The sequence below is a fragment of the Pseudomonas sp. efr-133-TYG-5 genome (assembly GCF_030209175.1).
Lineage (GTDB): Bacteria > Pseudomonadota > Gammaproteobacteria > Pseudomonadales > Pseudomonadaceae > Aquipseudomonas.
Genome location: NZ_JARVSM010000001.1, coordinates 1,551,827 through 1,565,573, shown reverse-complemented (window position 1 = coordinate 1,565,573; position 13,747 = coordinate 1,551,827). Strand labels below are relative to the sequence as shown.

At 62.3% G+C, this 13,747-nt stretch carries 13 protein-coding genes; 2 read left to right on the top strand and 11 right to left on the bottom strand.

The window, feature by feature from the left end:
- Window position 1: 1 nt before the first annotated feature.
- Entirely contained in the window at window positions 2–808 is an 807-nt protein-coding gene (locus QRN70_RS07015) for an alkaline phosphatase family protein (RefSeq protein ID WP_285416594.1), read from the bottom strand.
- Window positions 809–990: 182 nt separating this feature from the next.
- Window positions 991–2,055: an ABC transporter substrate-binding protein gene (locus QRN70_RS07010; RefSeq protein WP_285416592.1), complete on the bottom strand. Its 1,065-nt coding sequence runs from the start codon at window positions 2,053–2,055 to the stop codon at window positions 991–993.
- Between the two features lie 352 nt (window positions 2,056–2,407).
- Here QRN70_RS07010 and QRN70_RS07005 point away from each other — a divergent pair, with 352 nt between their 5' ends.
- Window positions 2,408–3,121 carry a UTRA domain-containing protein gene (locus QRN70_RS07005; protein ID WP_285416591.1) on the top strand — a complete coding sequence of 238 codons (714 nt, stop codon included), beginning with the start codon at window positions 2,408–2,410 and terminating at the stop codon, window positions 3,119–3,121.
- Between the two features lie 306 nt (window positions 3,122–3,427).
- On the opposite strand, the gene QRN70_RS07000 is transcribed toward QRN70_RS07005, so the two are convergent.
- From QRN70_RS07000 to minC, 9 genes are all read right to left on the bottom strand, one after another.
- Window positions 3,428–4,762 carry an amidohydrolase gene (locus QRN70_RS07000; RefSeq protein ID WP_285416590.1) on the bottom strand — a complete coding sequence of 445 codons (1,335 nt, stop codon included), beginning with the start codon at window positions 4,760–4,762 and terminating at the stop codon, window positions 3,428–3,430.
- Window positions 4,763–4,827: 65 nt separating this feature from the next.
- Window positions 4,828–6,984: a mechanosensitive ion channel family protein gene (locus QRN70_RS06995; protein ID WP_285416589.1), complete on the bottom strand. Its 2,157-nt coding sequence runs from the start codon at window positions 6,982–6,984 to the stop codon at window positions 4,828–4,830.
- A gap of 75 nt (window positions 6,985–7,059) precedes the next feature.
- Entirely contained in the window at window positions 7,060–7,236 is a 177-nt protein-coding gene (locus tag QRN70_RS06990; protein ID WP_201148638.1) for a hypothetical protein, read from the bottom strand.
- Window positions 7,237–7,423: 187 nt separating this feature from the next.
- Window positions 7,424–8,713 carry a M18 family aminopeptidase gene (locus QRN70_RS06985; protein ID WP_285416586.1) on the bottom strand — a complete coding sequence of 430 codons (1,290 nt, stop codon included), beginning with the start codon at window positions 8,711–8,713 and terminating at the stop codon, window positions 7,424–7,426.
- Between the two features lie 76 nt (window positions 8,714–8,789).
- Window positions 8,790–9,890 (bottom strand): hypothetical protein, encoded by a 1,101-nt coding sequence (locus QRN70_RS06980; protein WP_285416585.1) that lies wholly within the window; start codon window positions 9,888–9,890, stop codon window positions 8,790–8,792.
- Between the two features lie 47 nt (window positions 9,891–9,937).
- On the bottom strand, window positions 9,938–10,573 hold the full coding sequence (locus QRN70_RS06975; protein WP_285416584.1) for an RluA family pseudouridine synthase: 636 nt from the start codon (window positions 10,571–10,573) through the stop codon (window positions 9,938–9,940).
- A 126-nt stretch (window positions 10,574–10,699) separates the two neighbouring features.
- On the bottom strand, window positions 10,700–10,954 hold the full coding sequence (minE, locus tag QRN70_RS06970) for a cell division topological specificity factor MinE (RefSeq protein ID WP_003223146.1): 255 nt from the start codon (window positions 10,952–10,954) through the stop codon (window positions 10,700–10,702).
- On the bottom strand, window positions 10,954–11,766 hold the full coding sequence (minD, locus tag QRN70_RS06965; protein ID WP_285416581.1) for a septum site-determining protein MinD: 813 nt from the start codon (window positions 11,764–11,766) through the stop codon (window positions 10,954–10,956). The genes minE and minD overlap by 1 nt, the downstream gene beginning before the upstream one ends.
- 169 nt (window positions 11,767–11,935) lie before the next feature.
- Window positions 11,936–12,673, bottom strand: coding sequence for a septum site-determining protein MinC (gene minC / locus QRN70_RS06960; protein ID WP_285416579.1), 738 nt, complete (start codon window positions 12,671–12,673; stop codon window positions 11,936–11,938).
- A gap of 117 nt (window positions 12,674–12,790) precedes the next feature.
- On the opposite strand from minC, the gene QRN70_RS06955 reads away from it, so the two are divergent.
- Window positions 12,791–13,723 carry a lipid A biosynthesis lauroyl acyltransferase gene (locus QRN70_RS06955; RefSeq protein ID WP_285416578.1) on the top strand — a complete coding sequence of 311 codons (933 nt, stop codon included), beginning with the start codon at window positions 12,791–12,793 and terminating at the stop codon, window positions 13,721–13,723.
- The last annotated feature ends 24 nt before the right edge of the window (window positions 13,724–13,747 follow it).

Genomic DNA, 13,747 nt, shown 5'->3' with positions numbered 1-13,747 from the left:
TTCACTTGAGCAACTCCCGGCACACAGGTTTGTCGTGGGGCACGCCAAGCAGTTCGCAGACGGTGCCGCAGAGGTCGGTCTGTTTCGGCGCGGCGTCGGCACTCAGGCTGAACGCGTCACCGAGCACGAACAGCGGCACCTGGCGTTCTTCCGGCAGCAGGCCGTTGTGCGAGCGGTCGTTGTTCATGCCGTGGTCGGCGGTCACCAGCACCTGGTAACCGGCGTCGAGCCAGCCTTGCAGGTAGTCGGCGAGAATGATGTCGGCGCTGCGCGCACTGTTGCGGTACTGCGCGGTGTCGAGGCCGTGCTTGTGCCCGGCGTCGTCGATGTTCATCGGGTGGATCAGGAGAAAATCCGGGGCGTGGCGCAGGCGCAGGTGTTCCGCGTCGGCGAACAGATGCGAATCCGGGTAGTGGTCGGTCCAGTAGAAATGTCCGTGCTGGATCGGCAGTTGCGGGTCATCGGTATGCCGGTCGCGCGCCGCCACGAACGGCGAGCGGTTGTACAGTTCGCTGACCCAGTGATAGGCCGCCGCCGCGGTTTTCAGCCCGGCGTCGCGTGCGTAGTGATAGATGCTGCGCTGGTTGGACAGGCGCGCGACATTGTTGTGGACGATGCCGCTGTCGATTGGCTTCACGCCGGTGAGGATGCACTCGTAGAGCGGTCGGGACAGGGCCGGCAGTTCGCACTCCAACTGGTAGAGCGCGGCGCGTCCTGCGCCAACGTAAGCCTGCAGATGCCCCATGGCGTGCCGGGCGACCTGAAAGTTGAGGCCGTCGAGCACGACAAGGATGACGTTGTGCTTCATAGGGGCAAGAACTCCGCGAAAACAGGAAATTTCAGATTCCACCTGGATCCCCTGTGGGAGCGGGCCTGCTCGCGAAAGCGGTGGATCATTCAACAATGATGTTGACCGAGATACCGTCTTCGCGAGCAGGCTCGCTCCCACATTTGGGGCTTCGACCAATCACACTATGGTGATTCGTCGCCTTACTTCATCTCGACGATGACTTCTTCGTTCCACTTCTGCGGCAGGGCCTTGGAGGTCTTTTCCCACGCATCGGCGTCCTTGATCGGGGTGACCTTCTTGTACTGCTCGTTCGGCAGCAGCTTGGCCTTGACGTCTTCCGGCAGTTGCAGGTGCTCGGCGCGGATCGGCCGGGCGTTGCCGCGCGCCAGGTTGGTCTGGCCGGCGTCGCTGAAGATGTATTCGCGGGTCAGCTTGGCGGCGTTCGGGTTTTTCGCGTATTTGTTGATGATGGTGGTGTAGCCGGAAATCACCGAGCCGTCGGACGGAATCAGCACCACGTAGTCATCCGGGTTGGCCATCTTGGCCTTGTAGCTCAGGCCGTTGAAGTCCCAGACCACGCCGACTTCGATTTCGCCTTTTTCCATGGTGGCGATGGTCGGGTTGGCCATCGACAGGCGACCCTGCTTGGCGATGTCAGCGAACAGCAGCAGGGCCGGCTGGATGTTCTTCTCGTCGCCACCGTTGGCCAGGGCTGCGGCCAATACGCCGTTGGCAGCTTGCGCGGCGGTGCTCACGTCACCGATGGAGACCTTGTATTTGCCGCCCTTGAGGTCAGCCCACTTGGTCGGTACTTCGGAGCCGTGCAGCAGCTTCTTGTTGACGATGAAGGCGATGGTGCCGGTGTAGGCCAGCGCCCAGTTGCCGTCCTTGTCCTTGGCCCAGTCCGGGACTTGTGCCCAGGTGCTCGGCTTGTACGGTTGCACCACGCCTTGCTTGACCGCAATCGGACCGAAAGCTGCGCCGACGTCGCCGATGTCGGCGGTGGCGTTGTCTTTTTCAGCGGCGAACTTGGCGATTTCCTGGGCCGAACTCATGTCGGTGTCGATGTGTTTCAGGCCGTATGTCTTGGCCAGATCGTCCCAGGTGCCTTTCCAGTTGGCCCAGTCATCGGGCATGCCGACGCTGTTGACGGCGCCTTCCGCTTTCGCGGCGGCTTCGAGGGTTTTCAGATCGTCTGCCGCCATGGCGGCGGTGCACATTGCAATGGTCGAGCCTAACAGTGATGCCAGGAAAAGCTGTTTCATTCCGAAGCTCCTTGGGTCGTGTTCAACGCTGCGATTGCGGTTTGTGTTGGTCTAGGTCAGCAATACCTGAGCCAATTTAAGGGGACTGGATGACACTTTGATGTCGGTGATCGCCCGGCAGGCCTTTTATTCGCCCGGTTTCGAGAGGTGCCCGCTAAGCGTAGACCATGCGCAAAGCCCCGCCTGGCAAGGGACTTGGCCGATGTATTGCAAGTTCTTGAAGCGACCGTTGGGAGGTTTTGTCATCTCTCGGTCATCTGCACTGCCTAGGCTTGCAACACCAGCAGACGGCTCGACCGTTGTGCGCTTTTGCCCCGAAACAGTGCTGGTCTAGTCCAGATAGGTAACGTTGATGCGCGATGAGGCAACCAAAGCGGTGACAGCCATTGGCCAGGTGCTGCAGGAACAGCTCGACCACGGTCTGCTGGCGCCTGGCAGCAAATTGCCGGCCGAGCGCAAGCTCAGTGAGTTGTTCGGTACGACCCGGATTACGGTGCGCGAGGCGTTGCTGCAACTGGAGGCCCAGGGCCAGATCTATCGCGAGGAGCGCCGTGGCTGGTTTGTGTCGCCGCCGCGGCTGGCCTACAACCTGATGCAGCGCAGCCACTTTCACGCCATGGTCAGTGCCCAGGGGCGGGTGCCCTCGACCGAGGTGATTTCGGCGCGCCTGCAGCCGGCGTCGGCGGCGGTGTGTGCGTGGTTGCAGTTGCCGGCGTTGTCGAGCGTGATTCAGATCTGCCGCTCGCGGCGCATCGACGGGCGGCTGGTGCTGTACGTGGAGCACTATCTGAACCCGCAGTATTTTCCGGGGATTCTCGAGTTCGATTTGAATCAGTCGATTACCGAACTGTATGCGCGGCATTTCGATCTGCATTACGGGCGGGTGCGCTTCGAGATCGTGCCGACCTCGCTGTCAGTGGACGCGGCGGCTGCGTTGCGGGTGTCGGTGGGGAGTCCGGGGTTGCGGATTGCGCGGGTCAATTACGATCAGCATGAGCGGTTGATCGATTGTGATCTGGAGTTCTGGCGGCACGATGCGATTCATGTCGGGGTTGATGTTGTTTGAGGGTTTGCCCTTGGCGGCCTCTGTGCCGACCAGGCCTCCTCTCGATGTGTTCGACTTCGCTCCCACCCCCGGATCAATCCCGCCGCTCAGCCTGCCGACGGGCCGGTGCGGCAAGATCAAGAGCTTTCGGCGAGCTGACACTCGGCCATTTGAGTGGTGAAGAGCCTGCGGTCGGCTTTTGCTTTTCTGCAGGAGTGAGCCTGCTCGCGATGGCGGCCTGACAGCCGACCTGTTTCTGACAGGCTGCACACGGTCAAATGTGGGAGCGAGCCTGCTCGCGAAGGCGCCCCCACTCTCACTTCATCTCTACTTGCCCGTCCCGGAATGGGCATACAGATAGTCCGTCGCCAACGACGCCATCGTCCTCACGCCTACCACCAGCGCCGACTCATCGACGAAGAACCCGGGATTATGGTTCGGTGCAGCTTTGCTGATGTCCTGGTCCCGTGGCGTGACGCCGAGGAATACGAACAGCCCGGGCACCTCCTTGGCGAAGAATGAAAAGTCTTCCGCACCACCCACCAGCGGTGCATTCACCACATCATCCTTGGCCGCCCACTTCAACGTCGGCAGCATTTTTTCGGTCAGGGCCGGGTTGTTGATGGTCGGGTCGTATTTTTCGATGATGGTGACGTCGGCTTTCGCGCCGCCGCTTTCGGCGATTTTTTCGATGGTCTGGCGCACGTCGGTGTGCAGTTTCTGGCGGATGCCGTAATCGTAGGAGCGGATGGTGCCGCTCATGTCCACGGATTCGGGAATGATGTTGTAGCGGGTGCCGCCGTTGATGGTGCCGATGCTGACCACCGAGGGAAAGGACGAGATGTCGGTGCGGCGGCTGACCACGGTTTGCAGGCCGACGATGGTCTGTGCGCCGACGGTGATCGGGTCGATGCCGTCCCAGGGGCGGCCGGCGTGGGTCTGTTTGCCGAGGATTTTGATGCGCAGGTCGTCGGAGCTGGCCAGGGTCGGGCCGGGGCGGTAGGCGATCTGGCCGGCGGGGACGCCAGCCCAGACGTGCAGGCCGAACACTGCGTCGGGTTTCGGTGCTTGCATCACGCCTTCCTGCACCATCATTTTCGCGCCCCAGGTGTTCTTGCCATCGGGGATGAAGTCGCTCGGGCCTTCTTCGGCGGGCTGGAAATAGAACACCACGGTGCCGGGCAGGGTGTCGCGCATGCCGCTGAGGATTTTCGACGCGCTGAGCAGGATCGCGGTGTGGGCGTCGTGGCCGCAGGCGTGCATCACGTCAACTTCCTTGCCGAGGTAGGTGCCCTTGGCTTTGGAGGCGAACGGCAGGTCGGCGACTTCCTTGACCGGCAAGGCGTCCATGTCTGCGCGCAAGGCGACGGTCGGGCCGGGCAGGGCGCCCTTGAGCAAGGCGACCACGCCGGTGCGAGCGACGCCGGTTTTGACCTCCAGCCCCATGGCTTGCAGTTGCCTGGCCACCAGGTCAGCCGTGCGTTTTTCGCTGTTGCCCAGTTCCGGGTGGGCGTGGATGTCGCGGCGCGTCTCCAGCAGCTGCGGCTCCAGGGCCTTGGCCTGAGCGGCGATCTGCTCGCGGGTGCTGTCCATTGTGGCGGCGCTGGCGTTGCCGGCGAGCAAGGTGAACACAACGGTCTGGGCCATGCGTGTCAGTTGCATCGGATCTCTCCATGGTTATTGTTGTTCTGGCTCCCTGCCTGTGACCGCGATGCCATGCCCAGGTGCTATTCCTTCGGCTGGCCACCACCGGCGGTGATCACTTGCACACTCATGCGCGGCGTGGCCAGGTCCAGCCCGGCCTCGTCGAGATGGCGTTTGAGCGACAGGTTGAAGGCGCGGGATACTTCCCACTGTTTGATCGGCGCCGTCTTGAAACGTGCGCGCAGGATCGCGCTGCCGGACTCGAAGCTTTCCACGCCCTGGATCTCCAGCGGCGACCAGATGTTGCGCCGTTGCAGCGGATCGGTACGCATTTTCTGCCCGACTTCGCGCATCAGTTTGATTGCGTCGTCGATTTCCATGTTGTACGGCACCGCCACGCGGAAAATCGCGTAGCCGAATTCCCGCGAGTAGTTCTTGATGCTCTTGATTTCGCTGAACGGAATGGTATGCACGATGCCGTCGATATCGCGCAGGCGCACGGTGCGAATGGTCAGGCCCTCGACGGTGCCGAGGTGGCCGCCGACGTCGACGTAGTCGTCGATGGCCAGCGAGTCTTCGATGATGATGAACAACCCGGTAATCAGGTCCGCCACCAGCGATTGCGCGCCGAAGCCGATGGCCAGGCCGATGACACCGGCACCGGCCAGCAGCGGGGTGACGTTCATGCCCATGTTCGCCAGGGCGACGATCAGCGCGATGATGAAAATCGCCACGAACAGCACGTTGCGGATCAGCGGCATCATCGTTTGCGCGCGGGCGTTGGCCAGGCCTTTGCGCGAGCGGGTCAGGGCATGATGCACGGCGGTGTCGCTGAGGATCCACACCAGCCAGGCGAAGATCAGCGTACCGACCAGGCTGAACAGTTTGACGCTGATGTCATGGCCTTCGCCTTCGGCAAAACCAATCAGCGACTTGCCCCAGACGCGCAGGCCCAGTTCGATGAACACCAGCCACACCAGCAGGTGGGCGAGGGTGTAGCAGAAGCTTTTCAGGCGTTCGGAATACAGCGCATGGCGTTTCGGCCCGCGCTGTGGTTTCAGCGAATGCCGGCGCACCAGACCGTTGATCACCATGCACAGCACCAGCAACACCGTGCAGATCAGCGACTGGCGCAGCGCGGTGCTGGTATCGCCGGCAGAGACGAACGTGGCGAACAGCGAGATGCCGACCAGCACCAGCGCCGGCACGTACCAGAAGGTGCCGAGGATATCGATGGTGTCACTGAGGGCGCGGCGGGTCAGGCGCCGCGACAGCGGCTGGTTGCGGATCAGGTGTGCGATCGGTCGGCGGAAACGCAGGATGAACAGGCCGGTGAACAGCGCCGCGAGGACATTGGTGATGGTTGCGGTGGTGTGTGCCAGGTGCACGCCGAGGCTCTCGACCAGGCGCGGATCGTTCAGGGCCTCACCGAATGCGGCGAAGCTGCCGATCAGCCACAGCGGGCGGAACGCCTGATGCCGCAGGATGTACAGCGCGCGATGGCGGTGCGGACCGTCGAGCAGGGAGAACGCGATGACGCAGATCGCCGAGAAACAGGTGCCGACCACCAGCGCGTAGGCCAGGACCATCGCCAGGCTCTTGCCCAGCGATGACGGCAGGACATAACTCATGTAGACGGTCATCACCAGGGCGATCAGCCACGGTCCGAGCTTGCGCAAGGCGAAGCGCAGCATGTCCAGGGCCTTGGGGTGCTGCGGCAGTTCTTCGGTGAGGCCGAAACGCATGCGCACCCGATGGCCGAGCCAGATCAGCGCGGCGGCCAGCAGGCTCCAGACCATCAGGATCATTGCGAAGGCGAAGATGATCGGCAGCCATTCACTGGCCGGGAGCATCAGCGCCGACAGTTCATCCTTGGCCAGGTCGAACTCGGCGGACCAGCGGGTAATCGGGCTGTCGGCACCGGAAAACTGTTTCTCGAAACTGGCCAGGGTGCCGCCGATCAGGCCGAGCACGCCTTCTTCCGGCGTGGCCTGGGCCTTTTTGGTGGCATCGCGCAGCTTCTTCAGGTCGCTCAGCAGCTGCGCCCGCTGCTTGTCGTTTTCCAGCGACTTGATGACTTCGTCGAGCGACTGGCCCAGCGGCTCCTGCGCCTCGGGCTGGGTCGTGCTCGAGTTGTTGAGCAGGCCCGGCAAACCCACCGCGTGGGCAGGCGCCAGCGGCAGCAATGTCATCAGACAGACAAGAAACACGGCGGGCAGGGCAAAAAGACGAGCGAACACTAGGCGGACAACCTCGCAAGGGGCGGATCGAACGAGTGTACGAGCCCGCCCGGTTCAATGCGAGCCGGGCGCGGATTATTCGTTGAGTTTGGCGAGGATCTTGTAGACCACGGTGGCGAGGATCATCAGCATGCCGATCCACATGGCGAAGACACCGGCGTTCTTGTCGCGGAAGTTGAAGCCGATGGCCAGCAGAATCATCCCGGTCAGGATCGGAATGAGCATGGCGTGGAACGAAGACATCGAGATCATGGAGACTGCCTTGTCGAAATGAATGATGTAAGTCTAGGTCTGTTTTGCTTGAGACGTTCTGATGTGTATCAGAATCGAGTCAGCCCAGAGATGAAATATGTGCGCTCTGGACTGGCGCTTTCGCGCGCAGGCTCGCTGCCACTTCGGAATGCATTCCAAAGCGGTAGCGAGCCTGCTCGCGAAGCTTTCAGGGCAACTCGCGGGAGGCGTAGAACGCGCTCAGCACCTTGACCAGGTGCTTGAGGTCATGGCTGCCGCACAGCTCGCGGATCGAGTGCATGGCGAAGGTCGGCAGGCCGATGTCGACCGTGCGCACGCCCAGGTGGCTGGCGGTGATCGGGCCGATGGTCGAGCCGCAACCCATGTCGCTGCGCACCACGAAGCTCTGCACCGGCACTTCTTCGGCCATGCACAGGTGACGGAAGAACCCGGCGGTTTCACTGTTGGTGGCGTAGCGCTGGTTGCTGTTGACCTTGATCACCGGGCCGGCGTTGAGTTTCGGGCCGTGGTTGCCGTCGTGCTTCTCGGCGTAGTTGGGATGCACGCCGTGGGCGTTGTCCGCCGACACCAGCAGGGATTTCTGGATGGTGCGCACGAACTCGTCACCTTCGGGCAGCAGGCGGCGCAGGGTCTGCTCGAGCATCGGACCGTCGGCACCGCAGGCCGAGCAGGAGCCGACTTCTTCGTGGTCGTTGCACACCAGCACGCAGGTTTCGTCGGTTTCGGCCGTCAGCAGGGCCTGCAGGCCGGCGTAGCACGACAGCAGGTTGTCGAGGCGCGCACCGGCAATGAAATCGCCATGCAGGCCGATCACCGCGGCGCTTTGCGTGTCGTAGAAGCTCAGCTCGTAATCCAGCACCACGTCGGCGTTGAGGCCGTGTTCGCGAGCCAGTTGATCGGTCAGCACCGCGCGGAAATCCACGCGCTCGTCACCGGCGAATTGCGCGAGGATCGGCGGCAGTTCGGTCTGCGCGTTGATCGCCCAGCCCTGGTTGGCTTCGCGGTTGAGGTGAATGGCCAGATTGGGAATGATCGCGATCGGTGCCTTGAAGTCGATCAACTGGCTCTCGACCTTGCCGTCGCGCCGGAAGGTGACGCGCCCGGCCAGCGACAGGTCGCGGTCGAACCACGGCGCCAGCAGCGCGCCGCCGTAGACTTCGACACCCAGTTGCCAGAAGCCCTGGCGTTGCAGTTCCGGTTGCGGCTTGACCCGCAGGCACGGGCTGTCGGTGTGCGCACCGACCAGGCGAATGCCGTCGTGCAGCGGCGAATGACGGCCCATTTTGATCGCGACGATCGAGGAATCGTTACGGGTGACGTAGTAACGACCGTTGGCTTCGACGTTCCATGTCTCGCGCTCGTCGAGGCGCACATAACCGGCGGCCTCCAGACGCTGAACGAGGCTGGCGGTGGCGTGGAACGGGGTAGGGGAGGCCTTGAGGAAGTCGATCAGGCCTTGGTTCAACTCTTCGCGCATAAGAAGCTCCAGACAGCAATGGGCGGGAGTTTAACGCATCGGCCTGATGCTTGGGGCATGACATGCAGCGCGCGTTTCAACGAGCGGCGTTCACGCGTTTTTTCAGGTAGTTCATGATCAGCCTTTCGTCTTCCGGCTTGTCCGGACGCGGCAGTTGCTGTGGCCAGCGCTGCTGTTCCAGGAGTTTTTTCTGCCGGCTTTCGTCCCAGCGCAGGATCTCGCGCGAGGCACATTCCCACCATTCATGGCGACAGGCGCTGTAGTACGGATGCTCCGGCGCAGCGCTGCCGTACAACAGGTCGCGACCGACCTTGCGCAGGGCGCCGCTCTGGTGGCGCAGCTTCCATTTGATCTTCAGGCGCTGCCAGGCGGACGGGAACGGTTTGACCCGCGGTACGTCCTGGCACAGGTCGACCAGCCGCTGGCTGAACTGCTCGCCGTGCTGGGAGAAGAAAAATCCCTGCATCGCGTGGAAGAAGCGCTTCTCGGCGAAATAGTGATAGACGTGCTTGCGCGCTTCGACCACCGGGCGCCGGCGCATGGCGAACGACAGGGCGATCTGTTCGATGGTGTGAATCTCGAAACCGCCGAGGGTCCATTCGTCGATCAGGCGGATCGACTCTGCCAGCAACTCGCCGTCGCGGTCGGTGATGCCGCACAGTCCGCTGTTGTACAGCTTGAAACCGTTGTCCGGGGTGACGCCGTGGGCGCGCAGGTCGCGTGCGAGCTTCAGATAGTCCGGGCGCTCGTAGACATCCTTCCAGTCGTATTCGAAGCGATCCATCACCGCCTGTTCGTCAGTGATGGACCTGAACAGGCTGTTCGGGTCGCTGGTGAACAAGGTGTCGGTGTCGACGAACAGGGTTTTCTCGGCCAATTGCAGGCCGGCGGCGATCGCGCAGGCCTTGCGCCGATGGTGGTAGCCGTTCTGCCCTTGCCAGCGGGTCAGCGTCGGCTCGTCGAGCAGCACGGTGTCGACGGGCCAGCCGGCGTAGTCCTGCGGACGGTCGGTGAGGATGCGGATCGCCGGCAGCTTGCCGGTCTTGGCCTGCGACAGGGCGGTTAGGATGCTGAACTTGGCCTCGCGGCGGTAGACATCCTGGTTGCCATATATCAGGTAGAGCAGTTGATGACGGGTTTTCTTGAGGGGGGTTGCCAGGGAATCAATACAACTCATCCGGAACAAAATCCTTCTAAAGCAGGCAGCTGCCGGTCAGGCAGTGCTTAAAACGGGGCCGGGCATTCGAAACGCAAACGCTCGCCGGACTGCGGATGGGTGAAGCTGAGCATGCTCGCGTGCAGGCACAGGCGCGGCCAGGCCGCGAGCGCCTGCGGATGGGCATAGAGCCCGTCACCGAGCAGCGGGTGACCGATGGACAGCATGTGTACGCGCAACTGGTGCGAGCGGCCGGTGATCGGCGTCAGTTCGACGCGGCACCAGTCAGCGCAGCGCTCCAGCACGCGCCAGAAGGTCAGGGCGTGCTTGCCGAATTCGTGATCGACGACGTGCCGCGGCTTGGTCGGCGGGTCGTAGCGCAGGGGCAGGTCGATGCTGCCGCTGTCGAGTTCCGGCTGACCCCAGCACAGCGCGGTGTAGGCCTTTTCGGTTTCACGGTCGTGAAACTGCCGCGACAGTTCGCGGTGGGTATCGGCGTCGCGGGCCAGCAGAATGATGCCGGACGTTTCCCAGTCCAGTCGATGGACGATGCGCGCTTCCGGGTAGCCGTTCTCCTGCAAGCGGGTGATCAGGCAGTCCTTGTTGTCATCGGCGCGACCGGGCACCGAGAGCAGCAGGGTCGGTTTGTCCACCACCAGTACGGCGGCGTCCTGATGGATGATGCGGATGTTGGACAACGGCATTAAAACAGCCTCGTAACAAATGCCAACGGCGGCTCAAGGCTGCCGATAACCCCTGCGGGAGCTGCCGAAGGCAACTCCTGCACGAGCATCAACAGCCTGAGCCGCCGTAGCGACTGCCGGATCGACTCAGCGATCGGGCAGGGTGATGTTGAGTTCCAGAATCGAGCAACTGCCCTGGCTTTCCAGCGCCACGTGCACGTCATCGTTACCGATGTTGACGTACTTGCGGATCACATCCACCAGTTCCTTCTGCAAGGCTGGCAGGTAATCCGGCGTGCTGCGCTGGCCGCGCTCATGCGCCACGATGATCTGTAGACGCTCTTTCGCTACCGAGGCGGTACTTGGCTTTTTGTTGGCACGAAAGAAGTCAAAAAGGTTCATTACCTACCTCCAAACAGGCGCTCGAAGAATCCCTTCTTCTCGACATCGAGGAACCGGTGTGCTTTGTCTTTGCCCAGCAGGCGGTCGACGGTATCGCTGTAGGCCTGGCCCGCGTCGCTCTGGTCGTCGAGGATCACCGGCACGCCCTGGTTGGATGCCTTGAGCACCGCCTGGGATTCCGGGATCACGCCGAGCAGGGTCACCGAGAGGATTTCCTTGACGTCTTCGACGCCGAGCATCTCGCCCTTCGAGACGCGCTCCGGGTGGTAGCGGGTGATCAGCAGGTGTTCCTTGATCGGATCTTCGCCACGTTCGGCGCGACGCGATTTGCTCGCCAGCAGGCCGAGCATGCGGTCGGAGTCGCGGACGGAGGAGACTTCCGGGTTGGTCACGACAATCGCTTCGTCGGCGAAGTACATGGCCAGGTGGGCGCCTTTCTCGATGCCCGCCGGGGAGTCGCAGACCACGAACTCGAATTGTTCCTTGAGCTCCATCAGGACTTTTTCCACGCCTTCGACGGTCAGTGCGTCTTTGTCGCGGGTCTGGCTGGCGGCCAGTACATAGAGGTTTTCCAGGCGCTTGTCTTTGATCAGGGCCTGTTGCAGGTTGGCTTCGCCGTTGACCACGTTGACGAAGTCATACACGACGCGACGCTCGCAACCCATGATCAGGTCGAGGTTACGCAAGCCCACGTCGAAGTCGACGATCACTGTTTTGTGGCCGCGCAGAGCGAGGCCGGTACCGATAGCGGCGCTGGTGGTGGTCTTACCCACACCACCCTTGCCGGATGTAACCACGAGAATCTTGGCCAAGGTGTTTCACCCCTAAGGAAGAAGGACTTTTTAGCCCCTGAAAAACATCTCTTGAAAACTACTGCAGTCGGACAGCCTTGGCTGGAATTCGGCTTTTGGCCTTTTTCCTACTTCGTTTGAGCCGTTTTCGCTACGTTTTAGAGATGCTTGGAAAATGCGGCAGTATCCGTTAAAGCCGAATGATGTTCAACACGTCGCCCGACAGGCTGACCTGTACGCCCGAGCCCCACATCGGATCGCGACGCAGGTCCTCGGAAACCTTGTAGTGGCCGGCGATGGAGATCAGTTCAGCGCTCAATTGCTGACAGAAAATCCGTGCCTTGGTGTCGCCCTTGACCCCGGCCAGCGCCCGACCGCGCATCGGGCCGTATACATGGATGTTGCCATCGGCGAGAAGTTCCGCCCCCGGGCTGACCGAAGACACCACCACCAGATCGCCACCCTGGGCGTATATCTGTTGGCCACCACGTACTGGCGTGGTGATGACGCGGGTCGGTTTGACGGTGGGCTCCGGCGGTTTTTCCGGCTTCTTCGGGGCAACGGGTTCAGCGGTTTCCAGCGGCCGTTCACGGGCGCCGGACGGGGGCAGGACCGGAATGTCGATGGCAATCGCGGCGGCGATGTCTTCGATGCGGCTGGCCCGGATCGCCAGGGTGCGCAGGCCGTGCTGGCGACACACGCGCATCAGCCCGGGCAGGTCGACGGCGCCTTCTCCAGGTGGCAGCTTGTCCAGAGCCAGGACCAGCGGTGCATTGCTGAAAAAATTCGGCGCCTGGGCGACTTTGGCGGCCAGTTGCCGATCCAGGCCGTCGAGGTCGTTGCGGGCCAGTTCCAGCACGGTAATGGCGAGCATGCTGCCCTTCAGCTGGAACACGGGATCTTGGTCTGGCGATTCGGTTTGGCTCATATCGGCATACAACGGCTTGTCACTAAAAGTGCCGAGACTTATAACGAGAACGCCCGCCAGCCGCAAGCCGGGTCGAACGATGTAGAATGCGCGGCCACTGTATTTACGGAAGCTTTAATGGATCGCCCGCGTTTTCGAAGAGCCTTTCTTTCTCCCCGCTTCTGGCCGCTCTGGTGCGGCCTGGGGCTGTTGTGGCTGATCGTGCAGCTGCCGTATCCGGCATTGCTGGCCATCGGTCGTTTTCTCGGTGCCTTGATGTATCGCTTCGCCGGCGACCGGCGGCGCATCGCCAAGCGCAATCTCGAGTTGTGCTTCCCGGAAAAATCCGCCGCCGAGCGCAAGCGCCTGCTCAAGGAGAACTTCGCCTCCACCGGCATCGCCTTCTTCGAGATGGCGATGAGCTGGTGGTGGTCGCGTCAGCGCCTGGCGAAACTGGCCCACGTCGAAGGCCTCGAGCACTTGCAGAAGGCTCAGCGCGAAGGCAAGGGCGTGATTCTGATGGCGGTGCATTTCACCACCCTGGAAATCGGCGCGGCACTGCTCGGCCAGCAGCACACCATCGACGGCATGTACCGCGAGCACAAGAACCCGCTGTTCGATTTCGTCCAGCGCCGCGGCCGTGAGCGGCACAACCTCGATTCGCTGGCCGTGGAGCGTGACGACGTGCGCGGCATGCTCAAGCTGCTGCGCTCCGGCCGGGCGATCTGGTACGCGCCGGATCAGGACTACGGCGCCAAGCAGAGTATCTTCGTGCCGTTGTTCGGCATTCAGGCGGCCACCGTCACCGCCACCACCAAGTTCGCCCGGTTGGGCAAGGCGCTGGTGGTGCCGTTCACCCAGGAACGCCTGGCCGACGGCAGCGGTTATCGTCTGGTGGTCCATGCGCCGCTGGAAGATTTTCCCGGCGAAACCGAAGAAGCCGACTGCATCCGCATCAACCAGTGGGTAGAGAGCGTATTGCGCGAGTGCCCCGAGCAATACCTGTGGGCCCACCGGCGCTTCAAGAGCCGTCCGCCGGGTGAGCCGAAGCTGTACGCCAAGCGCGGCTGATCGAGCCCTTTTCACCAGCACCAT